The organism is Gloeobacter kilaueensis JS1, assembly GCF_000484535.1.
Taxonomy (GTDB): Bacteria; Cyanobacteriota; Cyanobacteriia; order Gloeobacterales; family Gloeobacteraceae; genus Gloeobacter; species Gloeobacter kilaueensis.
In genome coordinates this window covers 1,838,970-1,863,476 of sequence record NC_022600.1, presented here as the reverse complement: position 1 = coordinate 1,863,476, position 24,507 = coordinate 1,838,970, and the positions used below count along the sequence as shown (strand labels likewise).

The following is a 24,507-nucleotide window of genomic DNA, read 5'->3' as shown; positions in this document are numbered from 1 at the left end:
AGATGCCAAAGCAAAACATTGCCCCGCCCCTCGCCGCCCTCCTCCTGCTGGGCACCCTTGCCGTCGCCGGGCACAGTCTGGCCGGTGGCCTCGACTACGGCGATCAACCGGCGATTGCCCCCGACATCGACACCGATCAAGACAAGGTAGACGCCGGGCGCTACACCTTTGCCCAGTTGTTTGCGCGGGGCTCAAGCCTCTTTCAGGCTCCCTTCAATCGCCTCGACGGCCACGGCGATCCAAGGCGCGCCCACCTGCGGCCCGGCAGTCCCTTCTTTCGCTTCCGGGGGCTCGACTCGCAGTCCTGCCTCGAATGCCACAACAACACCGGCCTGAGTGCGAGCCTGCAGTCGAAGGCCGACTCCGACGGCGGGGCCGGGGGCTTCGTCGCCACCGCCTTCAAACTCTCAGGCGTCTCGCCGGGGGCAGCGAGCCGGGGCACCTTCCGCAACCCGCCCTCCTCCTTCGGCAGCGGTTATATCGAGCTATTGGCCCGCGAGATGAGCGCCGAATTGCGCGAAGAGCGCAAGCGTGCCCTCGCCGCTGCAAAAGCGACCGGTCGGCCCCAGAGCGTGCCGCTGGTTGCCAAGGGCGTCTTTTTTGGCCGGCTCACCGCCCGGCCCAACGGCCAGATCGATGGGCGTCAGGTCGCAGGCGTCGATCGCGACCTCACGGTGCGGCCCTTTGGCTGGAAGGGGCACAGCCATTCGATTCGGGCGATGACCCTGGAGGCGGCGGATTTTCACTTTGGCATGGAGCCCAGCGAAGTCGCAGGCAGGGGCGTAGACAACGACGGCGACGGCGTCAAAGACGAACTGAGCGCCGGCAACGTCTCGGCAATCGTGCTCTACGTGGCCTTCCTGCGCGTGCCCCAGCAGGATACGGCGGAACTGAACGAGGAGGCCATAGCGCGGGGCGAACGGCTCTTCGGCACTGCCGGGTGTGCCACCTGCCACGTTCCGGCCCTCCCCCTCGCCGATTCGCTCTACAAGATCGAAGATCCGTTTTACCCGGATCGCGGCTTTGCAAGGGATCTTACCGATCACCGGGGCAACCCGAGCGCGGCGGTGCCCCAGTTGCGCCGCAAAAAAAATGGCGAACTGGTCGTGCCGCTTTTTAGCGACCTCAAGCGCCACGACCTCGGCCCCACTCTGGCGGAGGAGATCCCCACTTTGAGTACCGGCGGCGAGTATATTCCGGGCAGGCAGTTTCGCACCCCGCCCCTCTGGGGGGTGGGCGACACCGGACCCTGGCTGCACGACGGACGGGCCACCACCCTCAGCGACGCCATTGCCGCCCACGGCGGCGAGGCGACCGCCAGCCGCAGGCGCTTTATCGCCCTGAGCGAAGCCGACCGCCGGGCGATAGTCGAATTTCTCAAGTCCCTGCGGATTCCGGAGACGACCCGCTGAGCGCCTTAAGCCGGTTGCAGGCTGAGCAGGTTCTCGACGGTGCGCACGATGTCCTCCGGCTGGGGGATCACCGCCGCTTCCATCCGACCGTTGTAGGGCACCGGCACGTCCTTGGAGGCGAGGCGCACCACCGGCGCATCGAGGTAGTCAAAAAAGTGCTCGTCGATCGAGGCGACGATCTCAGCGCCGACGCCGCCGGACTTCATGTCCTCCTCGACGATCACGACCCGGTGGGTCTTTTTGACCGATGCGCCGATCGTCTCTAGATCGAGGGGCTTGAGTGAGATGAGGTCGATAATTTCAGGGTCGATGTCGCTCTCGATCAAAGCTCCCAGCGCCTGGGTGCAGTGGTGGCGCATCCGGCCATAGGTAAGAATCGTCACATCCCGGCCCGGACGGACGATCTCCGCTTTGTCGAGGGGCAGGAGGTACTCCTCGTCGGGGATCTCTTCTTTGAGGTTGTACAGAAGCACGTGCTCGAAGAACATCACCGGGTTGTCGTCGCGGATCGCCGATTTTAATAAGCCCTTGGCGTTGTAGACGGTCGAGGTGTGGACGATCTTGAGGCCAGGAACGTTGTTGAAGTAACCTTCGAGCCGCTGGGAGTGCTCGGCTCCCAACTGCCGCCCGACGCCGCCCGGACCGCGCACGACGATCGGGATCTTGAACTGGCCGCCGCTGGTGTAGCGCAACATGCCGCCGTTGTTGGCGATCTGGTTGAAGGCCAGAAGCAAAAAGCCCATGTTCATCCCCTCGATCACGGGCCTAAGACCGCACATCGCCGAACCGACCGCCATACCAGTAAAGGCGTTCTCACAGATGGGCGTGTCGAGCAAACGCAGGTCGCCAAATTCTTTGTGCAGGTCTTTGGTGACTTTGTAGGAGCCGCCGTAGTGGCCGACATCCTCGCCCAGCACATAAACATTGGGGTCGCGGCGCATCTCCTCCTGGAGCGCGTCGTGGAGGGCTTCAAAAAAAAGTTTGACTGCCATCGAAGTTACTCGTCCTCTGCAAACTGAAAGCGATACAGCTCGTCCACCGGCGGCTCCGGCGACTCCTCGGCAAAGACGACCGCCTCCTCGACCTCGGATCGGATCTCCTGATCGATGAGCTTCAATTCGTCGGGACCGGCGAAGCCCTGCTCGGCGATAAAGGCGGCGAGGCGCGGGATCGGGTCTTGCTGACGCCAGAACTCTTTTTCGGCTGGATCGCGCAACTCGTCCGGATCGGCGAGGGAGTGGCCCCGGAAGCGGTAGGTGGTGCATTCGATGAGCGTCGGCCCTTCGCCGGCGCGGGCGCGCTGGATCGCCTCTTTGGCCACATCGCGCACGGCGAGCACGTCCATTCCGTCTACCCGCACCCCCGGAATGCCGAAGGCGTCGGCCTTGCGGTAGATATCGGTGATCGAGGAGGCGCGGGGGTGGTACATGCCGATCGACCAGAGGTTGTTCTCGACGACGTAGAGGATGGGCAGATTCCAGAGCGCCGCCATGTTCAGGCATTCAAAGAACTGGCCGTTGTTGCTGGCTCCGTCGCCAAAAAAACAGGCGGTCACCTGGTCGGTGCCCCGGTACTTGGCGGCAAAGGCCGCGCCGGTCGCTACCGGAATCCCCTCGGCGACAAAGGCGTAGCCGCCCAAAAAGTTGTGCTCCGCCGAAAACAGGTGCATCGAGCCGCCCCGGCCCTTCGAGCAACCGGTCGCCTTGCCGAACAGTTCCGCCATCACCGAGCGGGGCGTCAGTCCCGTCGAAAGGGCGTGGACGTGGTCGCGGTAGGTGCTGCAAACGTAGTCGTCGGACCGCATCGACTTGATCACACCGGTCGAAACCGCTTCCTGACCGTTATAAAGATGAACAAAGCCAAACATCTTGCCCCGGTAGTACATCCGGGCACAGGTATCCTCGAAGGTGCGACCGAGGATCATGTCGCGATAAAGAATCAAAGCTTCCTGGCGATCGAGCGCAAAGCGCGTGGGGGGTAATTTTTCTTGGACCATCATCTACCTCACAAAAACCGGGCAGTGTGTCGTGCGCGCTGGCAATTGCTTAACAATACTACGAATTCCCTCGGCGCTTTTGGTGTCGCACGCTCCAGAACCGGTGTGAAGTTCGATACGATGGACTCCGGTCCAGAGAGCAACCCACCTCGGTGAGAAAGACAGATGGCCACGATTGCTGAATTGCGGGCACAGGTGACGGGCAAGGAGCGCTCGGCGGTCGAACTGACCCGGCAATACCTGCAGCAGGCCGAACAACTCGACACAAAGGTAAAGGCTTTTTTGCGCTTTACCCCCGAGCGGGCCCTCGCCCAGGCCGAGGCCGTCGATGCCAGGATAGCCCGTGGCGAGGAGGTCGGGCTACTGGCGGGTGTGCCGGTGGCGGTCAAGGACAACCTCTGCATGACCGGCATCCCGACCACCTGCGGCTCCAAAATTCTCGAAAATTACCAGCCTCCCTACGAATCGACGGTCACCCGCCGCCTCGAAGCCCAGGGAGCGGTGATCATCGGCAAGACCAACCTCGACGAATTTGCGATGGGCTCTTCCACCGAAAATTCGGCCTACGGCCCGAGCCGCAACCCCTGGGATCTAAGCCGGGTGCCGGGTGGCTCCTCCGGCGGCTCGGCTGTGGCGGTGGCCGCTTCCCAGGTGGTGGCCTCCTTAGGCTCCGACACTGGCGGCTCGATTCGCCAGCCCGCCTCCTTCTGCGGCGTGATTGGCCTCAAGCCCACCTACGGCCTGGTCTCCCGCTACGGCCTGGTCGCCTTTGCCTCCTCGCTCGATCAGATCGGTCCTTTTGCGCGCACGGTCGAGGACACGGCCCTGGTGCTCCAGGCGATCGCCGGTCACGACCCGCTCGATTCGACCAGCCTCAAAGTCGAGGTGCCCGACTACCGCCGGGCGCTCAAAGGCGGCCTCAAAGGCTTTAAAGTGGGCTTTGTCAAAGAATTTTTTGGCGACGGCCTCGATCCGGATGTGGCGGACGCCGTCTTCGAGGCGATCGAGACGCTGCGGGATCTGGGAGCCCAGATTCAAGAAATCAGTTGCCCGCGCTTCCGGCACGGCCTTTCGACCTATTACATCATCGCTACCTCCGAGGCGTCCGCCAACCTCGCCCGCTACGACGGGGTCAAGTACGGCCTGCGCGACCGCGAGGCCGACGCCCTGGTGCCGATGTATGGCCGCACCCGCGACGAGGGCTTCGGCAACGAGGTCAAGCGCCGGATCATGCTGGGCACCTACGCGCTTTCTGCCGGTTACTACGACGCCTTTTATCTCAAGGCCCAGAAGGTGCGCACGCTCATCAAGCAGGACTTTCTCGACGCCTTTGCCCAGGTCGATGTGCTGGTCGGTCCCACTTCCCCCAGCACCGCCTTCGCCTTCGGCGACAAAGTTAACGACCCGCTCAGCATGTACCTCTCGGACATCTGCACGATCCCGCTCAACCTCGGCGGGGTGGCCGGGGCGAGCGTTCCCTGCGGCTTCGACAGCAAGGGGCTACCGATCGGCCTGCAGATCATGGCAGGTGCCCTCGAAGAGAGCAAGCTCCTGCGCGCCGCCTACGCCTACGAGCAGGCCACCGACTGGCACAAGCGCACCCCCAAACTCGCCCAGTGAAAAACTTGCTGCTTTGCAAAGCAGCAAAAGGCATTGCCAATCAGCTCGAAGGCGATAAAAAGTTGAGCCGCTGCTCTATATTTTTTTCAGCCATTAATCTATGCTAATTTGCATAGATCTGCCCCCATCGTAAGGCTGGGAGCAAGTTCGACAGCCAGCCAGTAGTGGGCTTTCAGCACTTCTCGTTAGGCTGTAACGGTACTGGGTTACCGCATACACCACTGGGGTAACGTCCGGGTGAATAATTGGTTATATTCGGCATCAGAGTGCCGGTGGCGTCAGCAATTGCACAACCAGGAGGGGCAGGGTGAAGCATAGAAGTCTGCAAGTTTGCGCAGGAGCCCTCGTCTTGAGTGTGCTTTGTGGCTGCAGCGGCGAGCAACAGGCCAAGGGCGAGGGGGGCGGACCGCCGGGGGCTGCCCAGGGTGTGCCGGTCAAAGTTGCGACGGTGAGCGATGCCACCGTCAGCGATACCTCCGGCTACGTCGCCACCCTCATCTCGCGCAAGTCGGTGACGATGCAGCCGCGCGTTGCCGGTCAGGTTTCGCGCATCTTTGTGCGCTACGGCGACGCGGTCAACGCCGGAGCGCCGCTCATCGAGATCGATCCTTCGGTGCAGCGGGCGAACGTCGAGAGCCTCGCTGCCGCCGTGCGCACCAGCCAGGCCAACCTCAATTCCGCCTCTCAAACGCTGCGCTCCTACCAGGCGACGCTGGTCTCCAACCAGTCCAACCTGCGGCTGCAAAAATCGACCTACGACCGCTACGTCGAACTGGGCAAGCAGGGGGCGGTGAGCCAGCTTACGGTCGATCAGTACCGCCAGAGCTTCGAGGCAGCCCAGGCAACCGTCGATGCGACCAAGGCCCAGATCGAGGCGCAGCAGGCCCAGGTCAACGCCGCCAGAGGTTCGATCAAGCAGGCCCAGGCCAATCTGCAGCAGCAGCAGGCGAGCTTGAACTTTTACCAGATCCAGGCACCGTTTGCCGGGGTCGTCGGCAATATTCCGGTCAAGGTGGGCGACTACGTTTCGACGAGTACTTCGCTTTTGAGCGTTACCCAAAACAGGCCGCTCGAGGTGACCGTGTCAATTCCGATGGAGCAGGCGAGCCGCCTGCAGCGGGGCCAGACGGTCGAACTGCTCGACAATCAGGGCAAGGTGGCGGGCGAGAGCAAGGTCTTTTTTATCGCTCCCAACGTCGATGCCAGTTCCCAGGCAGTGCTCGTCAAAGCGCTCTACGACAACCCCAACAATCGCCTAAAGGCCGATCAGCTCGTGCAGGTGCGGGTTGTCTGGCAGCGCCAACCGGGCGTGCTGGTGCCGACGGCGGCGATCTCGCGGGTGGCCGATCAAAACTTCGTCTTCGTCGCCCAACCCGGTCAAAAAGCGGACATGCTCGTCGCCCGCCAGCGTCCGGTGCAACTGGGCGACATCCAGGGCAACGCCTATCAGGTCAAATCGGGCCTCAAGCCCAACGAAAAAATTGTTGTCTCCGGCATTCTCAAACTCAGAGACGGCGTACCGATCGTCGCCCAGCCTTAGTCCCACTGCCCCAAAGCTAAGGAGCCCGTATGTTCGTCGATTTCTTTATCCGCAGGCCAATCTTTGCGGGGGTGTGCGCCGTCATCATTCTGCTGGCGGGGGCAGTGGCGATTCCGTCGCTGCCGATTGCCCAGTACCCCGAGATCAGCCCGCCGCAGGTGACGGTGAGCGCCACCTACGTCGGCGCTTCTTCCCAGGTGGTCGAGGAGACGGTCACCACCATTCTCGAGCGCGCAATCAACGGCGTCGAAGGGATGCGCTACATCGACTCCAACTCCTCCGATCAGGGCGTGAGCACGATCGTCGTCACCTTCGAACTCGATCGCGACAAAGATATCGCCGCTGTCGATGTCCAGAACCGGATCTCCACGGTGCTCTCGCAGTTGCCAAGTCTGGTGCAGCAGACGGGAGTATCGATTACCAAGACGACGGGTGCGCCCCTGCTGGGCATGGGCTTTTATTCTGACAAGGGCGAATACAGCAACACGTTTTTAAGCAACTACGCCGATCTCTACCTGGTGGACGCCCTCAAGCGCGTGGAGGGGGTGGGCGACGTGCGCATCTTCGGCGAGCGGCGCTACTCGATGCGGCTGTGGCTCGATCCCAATCGCCTCGCCAGCCGCAACCTGACTGCCCAGGATGTGGTCGCAGCAATCAGCGAACAGAACCAGCAGGTCGGAGCCGGTCAGATTGGCCAGCCGCCCATCGCCAACTCCCAATCTTTTCAAGTCGGAATGCGGGTGCTGGGGCGACTGGCCGAGCCGGACCAGTTCGGCGATATGGTCATCAAGACCAACCCCAACGGCTCGCTGGTGCGGCTCAGGGACGTGGGCCGGGTCGAACTGGGAGCCGAAAACTACAACTCCTTCCTGCGCTTCCGGGGCCAGGACGGTGTCGGCCTCGGCGTCTATCCGATCCCCGGCAGCAACGCCCTCGACATCGGTAAAGGCGTCAAAGCCCGCATGGCAGAACTGCAGAAGAGCTTTCCGCCAGGCGTAAAATACCGCATCGCCTTCGACACCACCGACTTTATTCAGGAGTCGGCGGGTGAAGTCGTCAAAACTTTGATCGAGGCGATCGTGCTGGTGGTAATCGTCATGTTCGTCTTCCTGCAGGACTGGAAGGCGACGCTCATCCCGGCCATCACGATTCCGGTGTCGCTGGTGGGCACGTTTATCTTTGTCAAGCTCTTCGGCTTTTCGATCAACTCGCTGACGCTCTTTGGTCTGACCCTCGCCACGGGGCTGGTGGTAGACGACGCGATCGTCGTCATCGAAAACATTGCCCGCACCAGCAAAGAGCAGTGCGTCGATCCCAAAGACTGCGCCTCCGAGGCGATGCGCGAGGTGACGGCGGCGGTGATCGCCATCGCCCTGGTGCTGATGGCGGTGTTCATTCCGGTCGCCTTCTTTCCCGGAACGACGGGGCAACTGTACAAGCAGTTTGCCCTCACGATCGCCTTTTCGATCATCATCTCGACGTTTAACGCCCTGACACTCACCCCGGCTCTGGCGGCGCTGCTCTCGACCCAGCAGGCGGGCGAGTCGAACTTTATTTTGTTTCGCTGGTTCAACGCCGGCTTCGAGCGCTTCCGCAACGGCTACGCCGGTTTGCTTGAGCGCCTGACCCGCGTGTCCGTTCTGGTGATCTTGGGTTTTGTCGCCCTGCTCGGGGTGACGGGCTGGCTCTTCTTGCGCACCCCTTCTGCCTTTTTGCCCGAGGAGGACCAGGGCTACTTTATTACGCTCGTCCAGGCACCGGAGGGGGTTTCGATCAACTACACCAGCGACGTGATGCGCCAGGTCGAAAAGCTCCTGCTCAAGCAGCCCGAGGTCGAGGGCACCTTCGCGGTGGGCGGCTTTGGCTTCAACGGCAGTGCGGCCAACAGCGGTGTCATCTTTACCACCCTCAAGCCCTGGTCCCAGCGCCACAAGCCTGAAGAACAGATGCTCGCCTTTATCAACCGGGTGCGCGGTCCGCTCCTGGGCATCAAAGAAGCGATCGTCGTGCCCTTCAACGCTCCGGCGATCCAGGGTCTGAGTACCTTCGGTGGCTTTACCTACGAACTGCAGGACAAGGGCAACAACGACATCCAGACCTTTGCCAGTACCGCCCAGGGCCTGGTCGCCCAGGGCAACCAGACGCCGGGTTTGCAGGGGCTATTCACCACCTTCAACCCCAACTCGCCCCAACTGCTTATCGAGGTTGATCGCGCCCGCGCCAAGTCGCTCAACGTGTCGCTCTCGGATATCTTCAATAGCCTCCAGACCTACCTCGGTTCGCGCTACGTCAACGACTTCAACCTCTTTGGCCGCAGCTACCGGGTGTACGTGCAGGCCGACGAAAAATTCCGCTCCAATCCCCGCGACATCCGCGCCCTTTACGTGCGTTCCCAGAGTGGCAGCCTCGTCTCCCTGGGCGAGTTGCTCAAGATCACGCCCACCACCGCGCCGTCGATCATCACCCACTTCAACCTCTTCCGCTCGATCGAGATCAGCGGCAACCCGGCACCGGGCTACAGTTCCGGTCAGGCCCTCGCATCGATGGAAAAACTCTCCGCCCAGAACCTGCCGGCGACGATGGGCTTTGAATGGAAGGGCATCTCGCTCGAAGAAAAGACCTCCGGTGGTGCGGCACCGCTCATCTTTGCTCTGGGTATCGTCTTTGTCTATCTGGTGCTCGCTGCCCAGTACGAGAGCCTGGTAGAGCCCTTCATCATCTTGCTGGCCGTCCCTCTGGCCGTCCTCGGGGCGCTGGTCGCCCTCACCGTCCGGGGCTTTCCCAACGACGTCTACACCCAGATCGGGCTGGTGATGCTGATTGGTCTGGCGAGCAAAAACTCGATCTTGATCGTCGAATTTGCCAACCAGGCGCGGGAGCGCGGTCTGGGGATCACAAAGGCGGCCCTGGAGGCGGCGAGCGAGCGGCTCAGGCCCATCTTGATGACCTCGTTCGCCTTTATCCTCGGCACCTGGCCCCTGGTGGTGGCGGAGGGAGCGGGAGCGGCCAGCCGCCAGTCGCTGGGCACGGCGGTGGTGGGCGGCATGGTGATCTCGACTTTCTTGAGCCTGTTTGTGGTACCTGTGCTCTACATCGTGATCGTGAGCATCCGCGAGCGCGTGCTTGGCCGCCACAGTGAGCCACAGCCGATCGCCAAGGCCCAGACGCCCGCCGAATGATCTCAAAAATCCCAGAGGAGCTGCCATCCAGCCTTCGCTCTCAATCTCAAGAAAACTTGCTGACAATCGTCTCTGGGCGGATAAGATACCAGAGATGTCCGCCGGGGGCGGACAGCAACAACCTCCGTTGGGAGCGAAGGAGCGTGATCAACACCGATATGCTGGCTGAAGCGGCGCTCTGGGTGGTTCTGGCTGCCTTTGCCTGGAACTTTCAGGGGCTGGTCGCCCGCTTTCCGGCTTTTTTTCTGGGTATGCAGACCAATAACGTCGCCCTGCCCACCCGCTATGCCCGGCTGCTTTTAGCCGTCCTGGCGGGCTGGGAGATTTCTATTAATGCTGGTAACAACTGGCTTCCGCCCGTCTGTTTTTTGATCATTGTCGGTTATCTGCTCGCCTTCGGCTGGCAGGCCGAAGGCGAGGAGCACCTGCGCTGGCTGGGTCTATTTGGGACGCTCACCGCCGTCATCCTCTGCTGGATGAGCCTGGGCGGCTAGGCGGGCAACAGACGCCACCAGCCAAACGGGTTGTAGAGCAGGTCGCCTTCCGGGTAGAGGGTGCAGGGTTCCGCCACCAGCCGGTAGGTGGGAAACTGGGGACCGGGGCTGAAGGTATCCCCGTCGCTCAGGCTCGGGTTCTGCAGCAGCAGGTACTGCGAAAAGCCCTGCAGGGCAATTGCCGCCTGCTCGGGGGACAGGTGGCCGGGTATGGCGAGATCGCGCACCCCGAGATTGTGCATCCCGCAGGTGTAGAACTGCTCCTCGCTGCGCACCAGCGTCACGTAGCTTTCGAGCAAAGCGAGTACTCCCCGCCGTTCGGCCAGCTCCCGCCAGCGCTCGGCGCTATGGGAAAGACCGGAAGATTCGACCTTGACCGCCAGACCACCGGCGTCGAGCAGCTCGATCGCGGTGCTCATCATGTTCTGGGCAGCGTCGAGGGAGCCACCCGCACCGATGAGGTAGAGCGCATAGGTGTGAGAACCGATTGCCTTGAGCAGTTGCGGATCGTGCGGCGTGGAGGCGGATAGCTCAAAGGCCCGCTGCAGCTGCGGATCGTGGTCCGCTACGTCCAGTTGCAGTGTCGAGTCGGTTCCCGAGTCGATGAGCATCGAACCAGCAAAAAAAAGCCGCTCGCTCTGGCTTAAGATTGCCTGGCCAATCGCATCCGGCTCGGGCCAGTGGCCGGGGATGCCCAGGACGATCTCGACGGGACCATCGCTCGGGTGTGATTCCATAGATGTGCGTGCCCACAGGTGTCGCACCGCAGTGTACCATCGCTCAGCCAAACGGCAGCGTCCGATACCGACCTGTACCCTCGCATACACTAAGAAAGAAAACTCAGGCCCGATCACGAGCGAGCGGCAAGATGAACCTGACCTACAAAATTTTGAGTGCCCACCGGATGAGCGGCGAATTGTCCCCCGGAGCCGAAATCGGCATCCGCATCGACCAGACGCTCACCCAGGATGCCACCGGCACGATGGCTTACCTGCAGTTCGAGGCGATGGGCCTGCCCAGGGTGCGCACGAAGCTATCGGTCTCCTACGTCGATCACAACATGCTGCAGACGGGCTTCGAGAACGCCGACGATCACCGCTACCTGCAGTCGGTGGCCGAGCGCTACGGCATCGTCTTCTCGCGCCCCGGCAACGGCATCTGCCATCAGGTCCACCGCGAGCGCTTCGCGGTGCCTGGCCAGACGCTGCTGGGTTCTGACTCGCACACGCCCACCTGCGGCGGTCTCGGGATGCTCGCGATGGGCGCAGGCGGCCTGGATGTGGCGGTGGCGATGGCGGGAGAGCCGTATTTTATCCCCACTCCCCGCGTCCTGGGCGTAAAACTGACTGGCCGCCTGCAGCCCTGGTGCTCGGGCAAGGATGTCATCCTTGAGATGCTGCGCCGCCTGAGCGTCAAAGGTGGCACAGGCCGGATCGTCGAATATACCGGTCCCGGCGTCGCCTCGCTGAGCGCTTCGCATCGTTTTACGATCACGAACATGGGAGCGGAACTGGGAGCGACCACGAGCATCTTTCCTTCCGACGAGATAACGCGCCACTTCCTTTCCGCCCAGGGCCGCGAGGATGCCTGGGTACCCCTTGCCGCCGATCCGGATGCCAGCTACGACGAGCTGGTAGAAATCGACCTCGACGCCCTCGAACCGCTGATCGCCTGCCCCTCCAGCCCGGATAACGTCGTCAGCGTCCGCTCGGTGGCCGGCACACCGGTCGTCCAGGTCTGCATCGGCTCCTGCACCAATTCGAGCTACGAAGATCTGGCCACCGCCGCCTTGATGCTGCGCGGTCGGCGCGTCCATCCCGATGTCTCGATGACGGTGACCCCCGGCTCCAAGCAGGTCTTCGAGATGATCGTCCGCGACGGCTACTTCGCGGATCTGATTGCCGCCGGCTGCCGCATTCTCGAATCTTCTTGCGGCCCCTGCATCGGCATGGGCCAGGCACCGCCCACCGGCGGCGTCTCGGTGCGTAGCTTCAACCGCAACTTCAAAGGCCGCTCCGGCACCAGCGAAGACCTGGTTTACCTGGCAAGCCCGGAAGTCTGCGTCGCCTGCGCCCTCACAGGCCAGATTGCCGACCCACGGGATCTGGCTGAGCTTGCGCCTATCGCCGTCGCCACCCCCGAGCACTTTCTCATCAACGACAACATGCTCGTCTTCCCGCCCGCCGACGGCCAGAGCGTCGAGGTCGAGCGCGGTCCCAACATCAAACCTGTGCCCTTAGCTGAGCCTGTCCGGACGAGCCTCGAAGCGCCGGTCCTGCTCAAGTTGGGCGACAACATCTCCACCGACCACATCATGCCCGCCGGAGCAAAGGTACTGCCCTTGCGATCCAATATTCCGGCCATCTCCGAATTTGTCTTCATGCGCGTCGATCCGACCTTTCCCGAGCGCGCCCGCAGCGCCGGTCAGTCGATCGTCGTGGGCGGCAGCAACTACGGCCAGGGTTCTTCCCGCGAGCACGCCGCCCTCGCTCCGATGTATCTGGGGGTGCGGGCGGTGCTCGTCAAGAGCTTTGCGCGCATCCACCGGGCCAATCTGGTCAACTTCGGCATTCTGCCCCTCACCTTCGCCGACGAAGCCGACTACGACGGCATCGAGCCGGGCGATCAACTGCGCATCGATGGCGTCTTAGAAGGGCTGGCGGCGGGAGAACTGAGGGTCAGCAACCTGACCCAAAAGACCACCTTCACCGTCAAAGCCGCCCTCACCGAGCGGGAGCGGGAGGTGATCCTGGCTGGTGGTTTGCTCAATAAAATCAAAAGCGAGCAGGCTGAGGCCGCAACGGTGTAGGCAGGCTTCCTCAAATTCAAGGAAGCCGACTGTCCCTGTCTGGAGGGTGTTCACCTACTTGCCTCCAAATCTTGCGCGCCCGCATCAAATCTGGCCGGTTCATCTGCAGTGCCTCGATCGTCGCTCTGCCGGTGGGTGTCAATCCTATTAGTTGCGTATCATCTTCAGACCAAGCGAAGTGTTCGTCCCATACCTGCTGTTGCGGATGAAAGAGGCTCTCCGTCATTCCTGTTTTCGGATCGGAGGCACTCTGCCTCCTTCCCTTGTTTCGGTTACAGGTTGGACAGGTCAAGGCTAGATTCTCGAAGGTAGACGTGCCTCCAGCCACCGCCGGTACGATGTGGTCGAACTCAAAGGTGACAGGTATTAGCTTTTCCCACGAATGGCAGCAGCCACAGTAACCATCGAAGTGTTTTTTAACTTGGCGCTGTAGATCTGGCGGAATAGACTTCCTCACTGGTTTTCAGCGTTATTCCGTACAGTTCGTGGTGAGTCAGGTTCCAGGTTATCTTGGATTTCTTTCGGACCTGCATCTACTACGGAAACGAGGGCATTGAACGCGCTCTTACTCTTACGAAGAGTGAGCCGTGCGCGGGCGACCAACAAAGCTAGTTGATCGACTCTAGCTAGCAACTCGTCGAGCCGGGTAGTCTCTTCGGGCGGTAGATCGCCTTCGGCATTCCGGGCAAGTAGATTATCGAGCTGAGCTTGCGCGTCAGGGGCCAACCAGGCCATAGTGAGAGCCCTTAACTCTTCATCGCTCAACCCTTGCAACTCCTCAGAGTCACGTCGGCTCTGCTGCTGATTTTGAAGGTGTCGATAGGATTCAAGGTCGAGCAGAACGCCAACGCGCTCGCCCTCCTGGTTAGTTACGTAACGCACTGGATCACTCACGATGGCTACCTCGCAGCTTTCCTATGAGTATCCTAGCTGTTTCTTCCCTTCTGACCTAACCCCCTGACCCCCTTCCCCTCAGCGCGCTCATCGGCCCACCGGCGATGCTTTGAGAGCGTCCCGCATCGCCTCAAGCGCCTGGGCGGACCACTTGTGGAACTGGCCTTTTTTGCCGGACTTGATGCAGAGGTGGTAGCGCGGGTCGCCCCGGAGGCCGAGCTTTTTGATCAGCATCTGAACGTCGTAGGGGCGGACGTCGAGCTTTTCGGCGAGCTGGCTACAGGAATAGGTGTAGTATTCTTCTTTGGGCAGGGTGATGCTTGCGAGAGCAATATCGGCATTCTCAAGCTCGGTCGTCACCTTCAAGACCGCACTGGCCGGTTCGCCGTTGCGCATCGCGTCGAGGTAGTTCACCAGCTTGTTGATGCTGTTTTCGAGCCGCCGGAGTTTGGCCTCGGCTCGCTTTTCTTTTTCGTCGGCTCTTTTTTCGAGCCGGTGATCGAGCAGATCGATAAATTCGTCGAACATCTCCCGGATTTCGTCGCGGGAGGCGCTGGCCATGTTGCGAGCGACCTTTTTAGCTGAAGGGGCACGGGAAAGCCGCGTCACCTTGCTCGAATCTTTTGACATATCGCCTCGCTAGGCAACTATGGGGGGTTTGAACTTCTGGCGCAACTTGGCAATCAGGCGCTCCTGGGTGACGATCGCAATCTCTTCGAGGTCGCGAGGGGAGAGAAAATCGCCAAATTTTTCGAGCAAGACCTCGAGAACAGCCTCGTGGACGATGCGCCGATCGCTGCAAATTTCTGCCAGGTATTCGCTCAGATAAGCGCCGAGATCCAGTCCGGCAGAGATATCGCAGTCGGCGGCCTCTTCCAGTTGAACCGCCAGATCCAACCAGTTTTTTGTGGGGTCTATCGTCATGCCCTCTGCTCCGATAATGGGTCATCTTCTGGTGCCGTGCCCCGAGCCAGTTCAGTCTGAAATAGCGGTGAGCTTTCGATCACGTACTCTTCTAGCTCGAAATAACGAAGGTTCTGCTTGCTCGCGTCCGGCCCAAAATCGCGCAGTTTGAGCTTTCGGTAGAAGCCTTCGGCGTTCGGCAGCGCGTGCAGTCCGATCCGGCCCTTGTACTCGTAGACTTTGCTGCGGGCGACAGCGCAGCAGAGCAGGGCGGTGCCGACACCTTTGTAGGCGGGCGTCTCGCTCAGCGCCCGGCGGTTCCAGGGGGCGATACTGATGAAGTCGATGTAGACCAGGCTTGCCCCGGCTACGACGCGGGAGCGGTGACAGTCGAGTTCGATGAGCATCAATCCCTGCGTCAGTTGATCGCAGACGATCGCGTAGCGCTCGAAGTTGGGTGTGTTGGTGACCAGCCACTTGACTGTCCAATCCCAGTGCCTGTCCTGCTGAGTCGAACCTTTTAGACCCGGCAGCCAGTAAGTTCTAAAGTCCTCGAGGTGCCTGAGGGCAAGCGGGACGATCTCAGCCGGGACTCGCTGGTTGTCGCCTGCGCGCAGAAGCTCTAACGCTACTTTCACAGAACACCCCCTGTCGAAGGCTCAAGCTTGTTTACAAGAGCAAAACTTCCGCTTTTTGTTTGTCAGCGGTCTCGAAGTAAAATTTTTCGCCCTGCTCCAACCGCCGCTCGATCACCCCCATCATCCGCAGAGCCTGACGGATGATCGCCGTTTTGCTCATGTCCTTTCTGGCACTCAACTCGTTGAGCAGTTCCAGTTCCGCCGCCGACAACTGCAGCGAGATCAGTGTCTTTTTGTCCAAAGTCGCTCTCCTCCTGTTCGACCATAGTGTACTTATGCCATATTTTTTATATAAAAACAATAGTCGTTTCTGGGTTGGGGGTTCTCCCAGGCCGTACAATTTTCTCAATAGCCGTTGCAGCTGTATCCGTTCGCTTGAGCCAGGCACCGCTGAAGGCAAATTCCAGCCGCTAGAATAAGCGCAGAGCCAGCCAGGCGCTGGGGGCGACGGTGCGCCGGGAGTGGCAGAGTGCCCTTGCCGCCCTCTGTCTGGTGCTGGCGGTAGGTGCTCACTCCTGAGGGGCAATGCAGCGCCACTCGTGCAGCTCAAATTCGACGCAGCCGCTGCGCACCAGTGGATCGGCGGCGACGATTGCCTCTGCTTCTTCTATAGATGCCGCCTCGAAGAGCATCATCCCACCACCCCGCTCGGCCCAGTAGCCGCTTTCGACCCGCCTGCCATCCTTGCGCAGGGCGTGAACGTAGGCGATGTGATCCGGAACGGACAGGTCGAAGATCGTTTTGGGAACGACTCCCCGCTCGATCTTGACGAACAGCTTTTTTTCCATGGCCTGCCGGTGGAAGTGCTCTTGATCGATGATCGCACCCGGCAGGGAAGCAATTGGTTAACCTGGCAGGGAAGCTTTCAAGAAGCGGCTTTGCTGGCACTGGTATACGACAATCGACAGGTGCGCGTCGAACGCGACTGGCCGCTCCCGGAGCGAGCGGGCGAAGTGCGGGTGCGGGTGACCCGCTCCGGCATCTGTGCCACCGATCTTGAGATTATCAAAGGCTACATGGGCTTTAGCGGCGTGCTCGGCCACGAGTGGGTGGGCGTGGTCGAAGCCGCAGACGATCCGGCCTGGGTGGGCAGGCGGGTGGTGGGCGAAATCAACGCCGGTTGTGGCGCGTGCGCCCTCTGCCGCCGGGGTCTTGCGATCCACTGCCGGGAGCGCACGGTCCTCGGTATCAGTGGCCGGGACGGAGCTTTTGCCGAGTACTTGAACTTGCCTGAGAAGAACCTGCACCTGGTCCCCGAGGCGGTGAGCGACGAGCAGGCGGTCTTTTGTGAACCGCTCGCCGCCGCCTGCGCCATCCTCGATCAAGTTCACATTCACCCCACCGACCGGATCGCTGTCCTCGGTGCCGGTCGCCTCGGCCAACTGTGCGCCCGTGTGCTCGCCCTCACCGGTGCCGAGGTGAGCGTCGTCGCCCGCTCGCGATCAAAACTCGATCGCCTACCGGCAGGGATTGGGGCGCTGACGCTGGCGGAGGCAGAAAAATGCGCGCTGCTCGACGTGGTGGTCGATTGCACCGGCTCGGAGGCGGGACTCGCAGCGGCAACCCGGATGGTGCGCCCGCGCGGCACGATCGTGCTCAAGACGACGGTCGAAGCGCACCACTCGCTGCACCTGGCACCCTGGGTGATCGACGAGGTGCGGATCGTCGGTTCGCGCTGCGGCCCCTTTGCCAGTGCCCTGCGGCTACTGGAGCGGGGGCTGGTCGATCCAGTCACTTTGATCGATGAACAGTTCGCCCTCATAGATGGCGAGAAAGCTCTGGAGCGCGCCGGCCAACCCGGCGTGCTCAAGGTGCTCATCGACAACCGCGAGCGCTACTGAGACGGCGGCAGGTGGTGGTCGATGATCTCCTGCAGCTTGGCAAAGGGCGGGCTCGTGGCATCGAACTTGATGTTGCAGTTCGAGATCATCTGCGAGCCACGGGCCGTATAGAAGGTGTAGGTAACGTCCTGACCACCAGCCGCAGAGGGGCACTCGAAGTACTCCGTGCGGTTGGAACGCAGTTGCTGATAATCTGCCCCATCGATCTGCCCGCTCAGGGCTGTGAGTTCTTCTTTGCTCAGCGTCTTCTCGACAACCTTGCCCGCTGGATCGGTGTAGCTCAAAAGACCGCCGCGATCGATGGTGTAGGTACGGTTACATAGACTGTCGCCGCATTTGCCGCTGCTGATCTTGTAGCGCACCAGAAGGGGGGCGCTAGCTGCGATCCGCGCCTCAGGAGCAGATCGAACCGGCGTCGCCACAAACAAGGTGGCGGCAAGGAGCAGCAGGGACGCTACGGCTACAGCAGGGGCGTTTTGATGACGAGTGGGGTTATTCATTGCAAGGGCTCGACAAAATCGGCAAGCAACTGCGTATCTTAGGCCGTCCGCTGCCCGGCGGCACTGGACTGAAAAAACATGCAACAATCCGGTGGGCTCCCCCAAAGCTCCCTCCCGCGAGAGAAGGAGCCAGAGCCAGGACTGTGCTGTACTGAAAGCAATACGCTCGGCGAGAGGATACCAGGACAGTGATGAACGATGGACTGCGGTGGATCGAACAGGCGGCGCGGGAAGCGGGCCGCACCGTCGATGCGGTGGTTGCCAACCCCGTTGTCCGCACGGTGGCCGGTGTGGTCCGCCTGGGCAGTGTGCTCAATGCCGTCGAGCGCGTCGATGTCGATCAGGTGCAGGCGGAGGTCGATCGCTTCCGGCGCGAGCACCCCGACGAGGGACCGGCGGCACTGGCTGGCCGGATCATTGCCGAAAAAGCCGCCTACGCCGGGGGCATTGGCCTCGCCGGCAGCGTCGTTCCTGGCTTTCTCGCCGGTCTGCTCGCGATCGATCTGGCCGCCAACCTGCTCCTGCAGGCCCAGATGGTCTATCAGATCGCCGCTGTCTATGGCCTCGACCTGCGCAACCCCGACCGCAAGGGCGAAGTCGTCTTAATCTTTGCCCTCGCCTTCGGCGGCAATCAGGCTCTGCGGCTGGGACTCGCTCCCCTGGTCCGTCTGCCCCTGGTCGGATCGCTGGTGGAGGCGGGCACCAGCGCTACCACCCTCTACGCCCTCGGTCAGGCAGCCTGCCGCTTCTACGAGGCGAAGCTGGCGGCAACTACCGATCCGACAGCAGCCTGAATGGAGACCGTTATAGAATCTGATTCTGTTAACTCGCAGAAGAGAAGTTCGATCTCGAAAGCTAACAGTCCGCAGCTATTTTTCTCTTTTAGCTTTGCACCTTTCTTTAGATACCAGGTAGAGACAAAATAGCCAGAAGCCAGTCGTGTTGCTGTTTTTTGCTTCTCAAAAAGTTATTATCTCTACCCAGGTATAGCTCCGATAGTTGCTCCTCTACCTGGGTATAGGTGTGGACAATAAGTTGCTGTCTTCATACAAGCTTTATATTAAAAGCGATCCGGGGACTCTATTCTGTAATGAGTTACCTGCTTTCACTTCCCCCCTCGAATCGGTCACAAATCTGTCTCCCTTCACCGTCCATTCTTTCCGCACCCATCCCTTCCTTTCCCTCTGCGTCCAGGCATCAGGCTTTCATCGTCGCCTCAGACTCTCCTCCCCCCGTCCCAGCTGACAGTCTCCAGAGAGCCAGTCAAAAAAACTGATAAAGACGCCCGCCAGCGGACAGTTAACTGTCCGCTGGCGGGTTTTTTGTTGCTGCTACTCGGGGCAGTTGGGCAGGGGCCGCAGGTTCTTGTTCTGCTGCCAGCGCGGGCGGCAACTGACGCCGACGATCGGGGTGGCTTCGGGACGCCGGAGCGGTTCGACGCTCTCGGAAGTTGGCAGTGGTGCTTCGGCTGTTTCAAGGGAGCGCGCTTCGATGTGCGGGCGGGGGGCTAGTGGCGGTGACTCACTCTGGGGCTGAGCTGTTTCGCTGAGGACCGGTGACGTCGCCGGTTGCGCAGCGCTCATGGTGGGCGGTTGGCTCTCCACTACTGGAGGGGCAGCCTGGATCTGAGGGACTGGGCCGGGTCCATCTGGTTTTGCAGGGCGCTCGGAGATGGCCGGCAACTGTTTTTGGGGACGGACTGCCAGGGCAATCTGATGCGCCTGCGGTGGCCGGGAGAAAGCGGCGGGCGGTGGCACCTGCCGGGGCCGGAGTGGAGCCGATGCCTTCAGTGGCTCACCCACCGGTGCAGCCGGTTGGGCAGCGATCAATCTGACGGGCCGGGGGGCGGCAGCCCTGGAGGAGACGGCTGGCGCGTCGTTGGCGGCGGTGCGCACCAGCAGAGCCGTAGCGCTAAAAAGCAGAACTGCCATGCCCGCCGGTACGAGCAGGGCACCCAGTCGGATGCTGGCACCGGCCATCGCGGGGACGGATGGGGCCGGGTTGCTCTGCTCTCCCGCTGCGGGTGCAGGCGTAACTTCCGGCTCGACCGCTGCTTCGTGGCGCGCATCGGCTACCAGCCGCTCGGCTGTCTGCAGTTGCTGTGCGGCTGCCAGTTCACGCTCCCAGAGCGGGCGCAACCGATCGCACTGCGCGTGGGCCAGCGTACCGGTCACGATTGCCTGGGCGGATTGGAGAGCTTCGGCCCACTGGCCGTCGGCGGCGTGGCGGCGCGCCTGATCGAAGACTTCTTCGGCCTGTTGCTCGAGGTGCCACTGGACCATCAGGCTGTTGATCCGCTGGCTTGCACCGGGCAGGCTTCTCACCAGCTCCGCCCGCTGCAGTGCCTCGTTCCAGCGGCGCTGAGCCGCCAGCGCCTCGGCGGTGGCCAGCACCCGCTCCACCCAGCTTTGCGATTCGGCCTGGGCCTGGGCAAAGACCGCTGCAGTGATCGGAATCGAACCGACGCAGGAGATTGCCCGCACCAGACCGATGATGTCGCCCCGGACGGTCAGTTCGCGGGCTTGATCGAGCACCCGCTGGTACTCGGCCTCCAGCTGCCAGCCCCGCACAGCGAGCTGGGCGTCGAGGTAGAGCGGCGAATCGTAGGGGAGGTTCTGGGCCATAGCGATCGCCGCCGGCCAGCGCTGATCTTTTGCAAGCTGACTGGCATCTTCGAGCACCTGCTCTTCTTCGTGGCGGCGCTGGTCACGGATGGCCTGCTGCAGGTGGTAGCTCACCTCGAGCAGATTTGGCCGCTCCTCGGGGCGCTTTGCCAGGCAGCGCAGGACAATCTGCTCGATCTGCTCCGGGATTGCCCGCTCTGGGCAGGCAGCAGCCATCGGCCTCGGCGTCTGCTCGCTGTGGGCTTTGCACCAGAAGGCAAACGTCTGCTCGCGATCGGTGTCGGTGTAGGGCTGGGCACCGCACAGCAGCTGGTAGAGGATCAACCCGAGGCTGTAGATGTCGGAGCGCACGTCGATGTCGATGGCGCTCAACTGCTCAGGGGACGAATAACGGGGCGTACCCATGTACCCCTGGGTGATCGGCCCGTTCGCTCCGAGGGCCGCCGCTTCGCTCAAAAACTTGGCAATACCAAAATCGAGGATCGTCACCCGCGTGCCGAACTGCGGATCGGGGCTGAGAAAAATGTTGCTGGGCTTGAGATCGCGGTGGATGATCCCCTCGTCGTGGGCCACTTTGAGGCCGTCGCACAACTGTCTTGCGATCAGCACCACTTGATTGAGGCTCAAGCTCTCGCCCGAGCGCAGCAGCGCCTCCAGGCTGCGACCGCGCAGGAACTCCATGACGAAGTAGGGCAGATTAAACGCTTCGAGAATACCAAAGTCGCGGATCTGAACGATGTGGGGGCTGCGATCGCCCAGCCGCGCACAGATCGCCGCTTCGTCTCGAAAGCGCTGCCTGAGCATCTCCTTGTCTGCACAGGTCTGGGAAAGCAACTTGACAGCAACGAGCAAATCAGGAATTTCAACGTGAACTGCGCGATATACAGATGCCATCGCGCCGGAGCCAATTTTTTCGACCAACCGATAGCGGCTGGTGACGCGGTTCAGCAGATAGTCCGTCGGGCAGGAGGGATCGATCATAGCAGGGAGGGCACAGCTAAACGGCAAGCAGCGAAGGGACTGTCAACCACTGTGTCAGCTTTAACCTGACAAAATGAGCGTAGAACGTAACACTCATTTCGCCATCTACCCTCAGGCAGGTAAGCGCAGAATCCTCTGCAAGAGAGTGCTCGGCGCGGCAGATGGCGCAGGCACGACCAGAAACAGTCTGCACACATTCCGGATAGCCCTGAGCGCCGACGAAATATGAGTCTCAACTGTACACCGGTCAAGATCTTTGCCAGACCAAGTTTAACACGGGCCGATTTTGGCGAATATAGCCACAATGGGTGAAGGTGTCGGGTGCTTTGGGCAGGTAGATACGAGCGATTCGCTTTATTTTAAATCGCAAATCCCACACATTTTTGACAGAAAGACGCAGCGGATTCTTATCCGGCTGGCTCCGGTTAATCGAGATTAAAACGGCAGGATCGCATAACGATCCTGCCGCCTGCACCTATGGGTTGTCGTGGCCCGTATCGACATGCGATAGCAGGGCCAGGTCGAGCTAGATAAGGTGAAGAACGTCGCGCACGACGCTGTAGCCGGCCAGATCCCAGAGCAGGTAAGCGATAAAGCCAATCATCGCCAGACGGCCATTCCAGATCTCAGCCTGGGGTGTAAAACCGAATAGAAAAGCGTTGCGATCACTGCCGTTGATCTCGGTGCGATCGAGATCCTTGCGCGGTTCTAAAGTCATGAGCGTTACTCCCAAAATGTCCAATCGCAGTTGTTTCCACTGTACAGACGCCACCGCTTGTTCCTCCCCTGCCACAGGAGGCAAACCCTCCTCGTCCGTGGGGCAGAAAAACAAAGTATTGCTGAAACAAAGATCCTTTTTATGGGGGAAACCAGATTACAGCCCGCTTGCCTTTCTCACACCGTCGAGTGAATGCGTTCAGCGAGCGAGCCGGTCAGCCGCTTGAGGGCTTCCGAGCAATCTCCTGGTTCAAGGTGTACCTCGATGAGACAGAAGCTGTCGGTGTGGGTGTGCGCTTTTTGGAGGGCCTCGGCGAACTGGTCCTCGGTGTGGACCTCGAAGCCTATGCCCTGGCCCAACAGTTGAGGCAGCTGGCTGTAGCGCCAGCCGAGCACGTCGTTGAAGGGGCCGTCCTGCATCGGTCGCTCGGTGCCGTAGCCCTGGTTGTTGAGGACGACGACGATCGGATTGAGGCCAAAGCGGGCCGCCGTCGAAAGTTCGATGCCGGTCATCTGGAAGGCACCGTCGCCCACCAGCACGAGGGGGCGCAGCTGGGGAGCCGCCGCCTGGGCACCGATGGCAGCGGGCACAGCGAAACCGAGCGAGGCGTAGTAGGCCGGGGCGAGAAAGCGGGTCTTGCCGTGAATGAATAGATCCGCGCCACCAAAAAGGGCGTCGCCCGGATCGGCGACGACGACCATATCGTCGTCAAGAAAGGCGTTGAGCTGCTGGAAGAGGCGCTGGACCGTCATCGGTCGGTCTTTGACAACTTGAAAATTGGCGGGTTGCAGTGGGTGGGGCACCGGCTCGTCGCTTTGCCGGACGATATCGGCTTTGAGCAGACCTTCGATAAATTCTTCAAGGCCGACCTCCTCGTAGGTGTGGTAGCCGATCGAAAGCTTTTCGGTGGCGCAGTAGATCGAGTACTTCTGCTGGAGTTGGGCGGTGTAGATGCCCAGGTTCATATCGGTGAGCAGTGCCCCAAGCAGGATCACACAATCGCTCGATTCGACGTACTCGCGCACCTCCTCGCGGCCCATCGCTCCTTCGTAGACGCCCAGATAGCGCGGGTGGGACTCGGCGAAGACCGATTTGCCGAGAATAGTCGAGGCAACCGGAATATTCGTCTTTTCGATGAGTGTGGCAAGCAGGCTCTGCAGGCCAAAGCGGTGCAGTTCTTCACCGGCGAGGATGACCGGCTGGCGGCTGGTGTTGATGAGAGCGACTGCCTCCTGGAGGGCGGCGGCGAGCACAGCCGGATCGCTCTTTTCTTGAATAGTGATGCGCGGCAGGCAGGTGGTGCCGATGGCGTTGACGATGTTGCGCGGCAACTCGATATAGACCGGTCGGCAGTAGCGCCGGGCCGCTGCCAGGACGCGATCGATCTCGCAGAAGGCGGTCTGGGGATCGTCGAGGACGGCGGTGGCGACGGTGAGTTGCTCGAAGACTTTTAGTTGGGTGTCGAAGTCGCGGACTTTGTGGTGCAGCAGGGGGTTCTTGTAGCGCTCGTTGGTGCCGGGAGCACCGCTTATCACGACGACGGGCGATTTTTCGGCGAACGCCTGGGCGGTCGTGTTGGCCACCTTCAGACCACCCACGCAGTAGGTGATGCAGACAGCCCCCATCCCCCGGATGCGGGCATAGGCGTCGGCAGCAAAGCCCGCCCCTTGCTCGTCGCAGGTGTTGATCACCTCGATCGGGCTTTCTTCGAGTTGCTTGAAGAAACTGAGCACATAATCGCCGGGAACACCAAATACATGATCGACGCCAAAGGCGCGCAGACGCTCGATCAGATAGGCTCCCACGGACAGGGCGGTGGATTCCATTGTCTCAACCTGCTTTACTACATTCTCCATCATGCCGAAAGTGCCCCTCTCTCCGTGGGCGCTTCACACAAAACTTAGACCCCAGTGCTAGGCAGGCTGCGGCGGCTGCTTGTTGACCGGTGCGGCGGGCAGCCAGCGCACCAGGACGTGATTGCGCTTGGCATCGACGCCGATCCGGTAGCGTGCCTCCACACAGCGATCCGCAAGCCAGATCGGAAAGCTGGGCATCAGTTCGAGCCCCTCCTGCAAGATACTTTCAAGTTGCGGATTGGAGCAGAAGCGAATCTGGGGCGGTCCTTTGAGCAGGCAGCCGCCCAGGCGCAGGCAGAAGACGATCTCCGCCACCAGCTGACCGTAGTCGCAGCTGTAGCGCTTCATGAGCGGATTTTTGCCCCGATAGATGCCGCGCTGGCTGCCGAAGATCAAACTGTCGAGGTCGTTTGCCAGCATCGTGCCCCAGCTGTTGGCCGCCGGGGATTCGGGATCTTTTTCGAGTAAGGGTGGAACCTGCAGCCAATCCATCGTGCTGGGA

Annotated in this window: 23 protein-coding genes; 8 read left to right on the top strand and 15 right to left on the bottom strand. The window is 61.2% G+C overall.

Going from position 1 to position 24,507, the window contains the following annotated elements; translation table 11 throughout:
• Positions 1-2: 2 nt before the first annotated feature.
• Entirely contained in the window at positions 3-1,412 is a 1,410-nt protein-coding gene (locus tag GKIL_RS08785) for a di-heme oxidoredictase family protein (RefSeq protein WP_023173179.1), read from the top strand.
• A gap of 5 nt (positions 1,413-1,417) precedes the next feature.
• On the opposite strand, the gene GKIL_RS08780 is transcribed toward GKIL_RS08785, so the two are convergent.
• Entirely contained in the window at positions 1,418-2,404 is a 987-nt protein-coding gene (locus GKIL_RS08780; protein WP_023173178.1) for a pyruvate dehydrogenase complex E1 component subunit beta, read from the bottom strand.
• Between the two features lie 5 nt (positions 2,405-2,409).
• Positions 2,410-3,408 carry a pyruvate dehydrogenase (acetyl-transferring) E1 component subunit alpha gene (pdhA, locus tag GKIL_RS08775; protein WP_023173177.1) on the bottom strand — a complete coding sequence of 333 codons (999 nt, stop codon included), beginning with the start codon at positions 3,406-3,408 and terminating at the stop codon, positions 2,410-2,412.
• Positions 3,409-3,573: 165 nt separating this feature from the next.
• On the opposite strand from pdhA, the gene gatA reads away from it, so the two are divergent.
• The 4 genes from gatA to GKIL_RS08755 all read left to right on the top strand — a co-directional run bounded on the left by gatA (position 3,574) and on the right by GKIL_RS08755 (position 10,241).
• Positions 3,574-5,028, top strand: a complete 1,455-nt coding sequence (gatA, locus tag GKIL_RS08770; RefSeq protein WP_023173176.1) for an Asp-tRNA(Asn)/Glu-tRNA(Gln) amidotransferase subunit GatA — start codon at positions 3,574-3,576, stop codon at positions 5,026-5,028.
• A 355-nt stretch (positions 5,029-5,383) separates the two neighbouring features.
• A complete protein-coding gene (locus tag GKIL_RS08765) occupies positions 5,384-6,568 on the top strand; it encodes an efflux RND transporter periplasmic adaptor subunit (RefSeq protein WP_245595932.1) in 1,185 nt (394 codons plus the stop codon).
• Positions 6,569-6,597: 29 nt separating this feature from the next.
• Positions 6,598-9,747 (top strand): efflux RND transporter permease subunit, encoded by a 3,150-nt coding sequence (locus GKIL_RS08760; RefSeq protein WP_023173174.1) that lies wholly within the window; start codon positions 6,598-6,600, stop codon positions 9,745-9,747.
• Between the two features lie 143 nt (positions 9,748-9,890).
• Positions 9,891-10,241, top strand: coding sequence for a hypothetical protein (locus tag GKIL_RS08755; RefSeq protein ID WP_023173173.1), 351 nt, complete (start codon positions 9,891-9,893; stop codon positions 10,239-10,241).
• On the opposite strand, the gene GKIL_RS08750 is transcribed toward GKIL_RS08755, so the two are convergent.
• Positions 10,238-10,978 (bottom strand): DUF4261 domain-containing protein, encoded by a 741-nt coding sequence (locus tag GKIL_RS08750; RefSeq protein ID WP_023173172.1) that lies wholly within the window; start codon positions 10,976-10,978, stop codon positions 10,238-10,240. The two genes, GKIL_RS08755 and GKIL_RS08750, sit on opposite strands and share 4 nt — an antisense overlap.
• Positions 10,979-11,109: 131 nt before the next feature.
• On the opposite strand from GKIL_RS08750, the gene GKIL_RS08745 reads away from it, so the two are divergent.
• Complete coding sequence (locus tag GKIL_RS08745) at positions 11,110-13,050, top strand: aconitate hydratase (RefSeq protein ID WP_023173171.1); 1,941 nt, start codon at positions 11,110-11,112, stop codon at positions 13,048-13,050.
• Between the two features lie 16 nt (positions 13,051-13,066).
• On the opposite strand, the gene GKIL_RS25900 is transcribed toward GKIL_RS08745, so the two are convergent.
• The 7 genes from GKIL_RS25900 to GKIL_RS08715 all read right to left on the bottom strand — a co-directional run bounded on the left by GKIL_RS25900 (position 13,067) and on the right by GKIL_RS08715 (position 16,273).
• Positions 13,067-13,507: an HNH endonuclease gene (locus GKIL_RS25900; RefSeq protein ID WP_023173170.1), complete on the bottom strand. Its 441-nt coding sequence runs from the start codon at positions 13,505-13,507 to the stop codon at positions 13,067-13,069.
• The gene (locus GKIL_RS08740; RefSeq protein WP_023173169.1) at positions 13,504-13,944 is read right to left on the bottom strand and encodes a hypothetical protein; all 441 of its coding nucleotides are present in this window, start codon (positions 13,942-13,944) and stop codon (positions 13,504-13,506) included. Before GKIL_RS08740 ends, GKIL_RS25900 begins: the two co-directional genes overlap by 4 nt.
• Before the next feature lie 87 nt (positions 13,945-14,031).
• Positions 14,032-14,574: a hypothetical protein gene (locus GKIL_RS08735; RefSeq protein ID WP_023173168.1), complete on the bottom strand. Its 543-nt coding sequence runs from the start codon at positions 14,572-14,574 to the stop codon at positions 14,032-14,034.
• A gap of 9 nt (positions 14,575-14,583) precedes the next feature.
• Positions 14,584-14,868: a hypothetical protein gene (locus GKIL_RS08730; RefSeq protein ID WP_023173167.1), complete on the bottom strand. Its 285-nt coding sequence runs from the start codon at positions 14,866-14,868 to the stop codon at positions 14,584-14,586.
• Positions 14,865-15,485: a GNAT family protein gene (locus GKIL_RS08725; RefSeq protein WP_023173166.1), complete on the bottom strand. Its 621-nt coding sequence runs from the start codon at positions 15,483-15,485 to the stop codon at positions 14,865-14,867. The genes GKIL_RS08730 and GKIL_RS08725 overlap by 4 nt, the downstream gene beginning before the upstream one ends.
• Before the next feature lie 31 nt (positions 15,486-15,516).
• On the bottom strand, positions 15,517-15,726 hold the full coding sequence (locus tag GKIL_RS08720) for a ribbon-helix-helix protein, CopG family (protein ID WP_023173165.1): 210 nt from the start codon (positions 15,724-15,726) through the stop codon (positions 15,517-15,519).
• 268 nt (positions 15,727-15,994) lie between these two features.
• The gene (locus GKIL_RS08715; RefSeq protein WP_023173164.1) at positions 15,995-16,273 is read right to left on the bottom strand and encodes a YciI family protein; all 279 of its coding nucleotides are present in this window, start codon (positions 16,271-16,273) and stop codon (positions 15,995-15,997) included.
• Between the two features lie 21 nt (positions 16,274-16,294).
• Here GKIL_RS08715 and GKIL_RS08710 point away from each other — a divergent pair, with 21 nt between their 5' ends.
• Positions 16,295-17,326, top strand: a complete 1,032-nt coding sequence (locus tag GKIL_RS08710; RefSeq protein ID WP_223173814.1) for an MDR/zinc-dependent alcohol dehydrogenase-like family protein — start codon at positions 16,295-16,297, stop codon at positions 17,324-17,326.
• On the opposite strand, the gene GKIL_RS08705 is transcribed toward GKIL_RS08710, so the two are convergent.
• Positions 17,320-17,826: a hypothetical protein gene (locus GKIL_RS08705; RefSeq protein WP_023173162.1), complete on the bottom strand. Its 507-nt coding sequence runs from the start codon at positions 17,824-17,826 to the stop codon at positions 17,320-17,322. The genes GKIL_RS08710 and GKIL_RS08705 overlap by 7 nt on opposite strands.
• A 191-nt stretch (positions 17,827-18,017) precedes the next feature.
• Here GKIL_RS08705 and GKIL_RS08700 point away from each other — a divergent pair, with 191 nt between their 5' ends.
• Positions 18,018-18,620, top strand: a complete 603-nt coding sequence (locus GKIL_RS08700) for an EcsC family protein (protein WP_023173161.1) — start codon at positions 18,018-18,020, stop codon at positions 18,618-18,620.
• A gap of 537 nt (positions 18,621-19,157) precedes the next feature.
• On the opposite strand, the gene GKIL_RS22540 is transcribed toward GKIL_RS08700, so the two are convergent.
• The 4 genes from GKIL_RS22540 to GKIL_RS08680 form a co-directional block, all read right to left on the bottom strand.
• Entirely contained in the window at positions 19,158-21,431 is a 2,274-nt protein-coding gene (locus GKIL_RS22540) for a serine/threonine-protein kinase (protein WP_023173160.1), read from the bottom strand.
• Positions 21,432-21,957: 526 nt separating this feature from the next.
• Positions 21,958-22,149, bottom strand: a complete 192-nt coding sequence (locus GKIL_RS08690; RefSeq protein ID WP_023173159.1) for a chlorophyll a/b-binding protein — start codon at positions 22,147-22,149, stop codon at positions 21,958-21,960.
• A gap of 176 nt (positions 22,150-22,325) precedes the next feature.
• Entirely contained in the window at positions 22,326-23,975 is a 1,650-nt protein-coding gene (locus GKIL_RS08685; protein ID WP_023173158.1) for an alpha-keto acid decarboxylase family protein, read from the bottom strand.
• Between the two features lie 87 nt (positions 23,976-24,062).
• Entirely contained in the window at positions 24,063-24,497 is a 435-nt protein-coding gene (locus GKIL_RS08680) for a hypothetical protein (RefSeq protein WP_023173157.1), read from the bottom strand.
• Positions 24,498-24,507 lie beyond the last annotated feature (10 nt).

Bases quoted from the DNA above. Each gene is read 5' to 3' on its own strand.
- GKIL_RS08705 (WP_023173162.1), bottom strand. From the start codon at position 17,826: ATGAATAACCCCACTCGTCATCAAAACGCCCCTGCTGTAGCCGTAGCG.
- GKIL_RS08680 (WP_023173157.1), bottom strand. From the start codon at position 24,497: ATGGATTGGCTGCAGGTTCCACCCTTACTCGAAAAAGATCCCGAATCC.
- GKIL_RS08780 (WP_023173178.1), bottom strand. From the start codon at position 2,404: ATGGCAGTCAAACTTTTTTTTGAAGCCCTCCACGACGCGCTCCAGGAG.
- GKIL_RS08760 (WP_023173174.1), top strand. From the start codon at position 6,598: ATGTTCGTCGATTTCTTTATCCGCAGGCCAATCTTTGCGGGGGTGTGC.
- GKIL_RS08745 (WP_023173171.1), top strand. From the start codon at position 11,110: ATGAACCTGACCTACAAAATTTTGAGTGCCCACCGGATGAGCGGCGAA.
- gatA (WP_023173176.1), top strand. From the start codon at position 3,574: ATGGCCACGATTGCTGAATTGCGGGCACAGGTGACGGGCAAGGAGCGC.
- GKIL_RS08690 (WP_023173159.1), bottom strand. From the start codon at position 22,149: ATGACTTTAGAACCGCGCAAGGATCTCGATCGCACCGAGATCAACGGC.
- GKIL_RS08785 (WP_023173179.1), top strand. From the start codon at position 3: ATGCCAAAGCAAAACATTGCCCCGCCCCTCGCCGCCCTCCTCCTGCTG.
- GKIL_RS08730 (WP_023173167.1), bottom strand. From the start codon at position 14,868: ATGACGATAGACCCCACAAAAAACTGGTTGGATCTGGCGGTTCAACTG.
- GKIL_RS08715 (WP_023173164.1), bottom strand. From the start codon at position 16,273: ATGGAAAAAAAGCTGTTCGTCAAGATCGAGCGGGGAGTCGTTCCCAAA.
- GKIL_RS22540 (WP_023173160.1), bottom strand. From the start codon at position 21,431: ATGATCGATCCCTCCTGCCCGACGGACTATCTGCTGAACCGCGTCACC.
- GKIL_RS08750 (WP_023173172.1), bottom strand. From the start codon at position 10,978: ATGGAATCACACCCGAGCGATGGTCCCGTCGAGATCGTCCTGGGCATC.
- GKIL_RS08685 (WP_023173158.1), bottom strand. From the start codon at position 23,975: ATGGAATCCACCGCCCTGTCCGTGGGAGCCTATCTGATCGAGCGTCTG.
- GKIL_RS08735 (WP_023173168.1), bottom strand. From the start codon at position 14,574: ATGTCAAAAGATTCGAGCAAGGTGACGCGGCTTTCCCGTGCCCCTTCA.
- pdhA (WP_023173177.1), bottom strand. From the start codon at position 3,408: ATGGTCCAAGAAAAATTACCCCCCACGCGCTTTGCGCTCGATCGCCAG.
- GKIL_RS08700 (WP_023173161.1), top strand. From the start codon at position 18,018: ATGAACGATGGACTGCGGTGGATCGAACAGGCGGCGCGGGAAGCGGGC.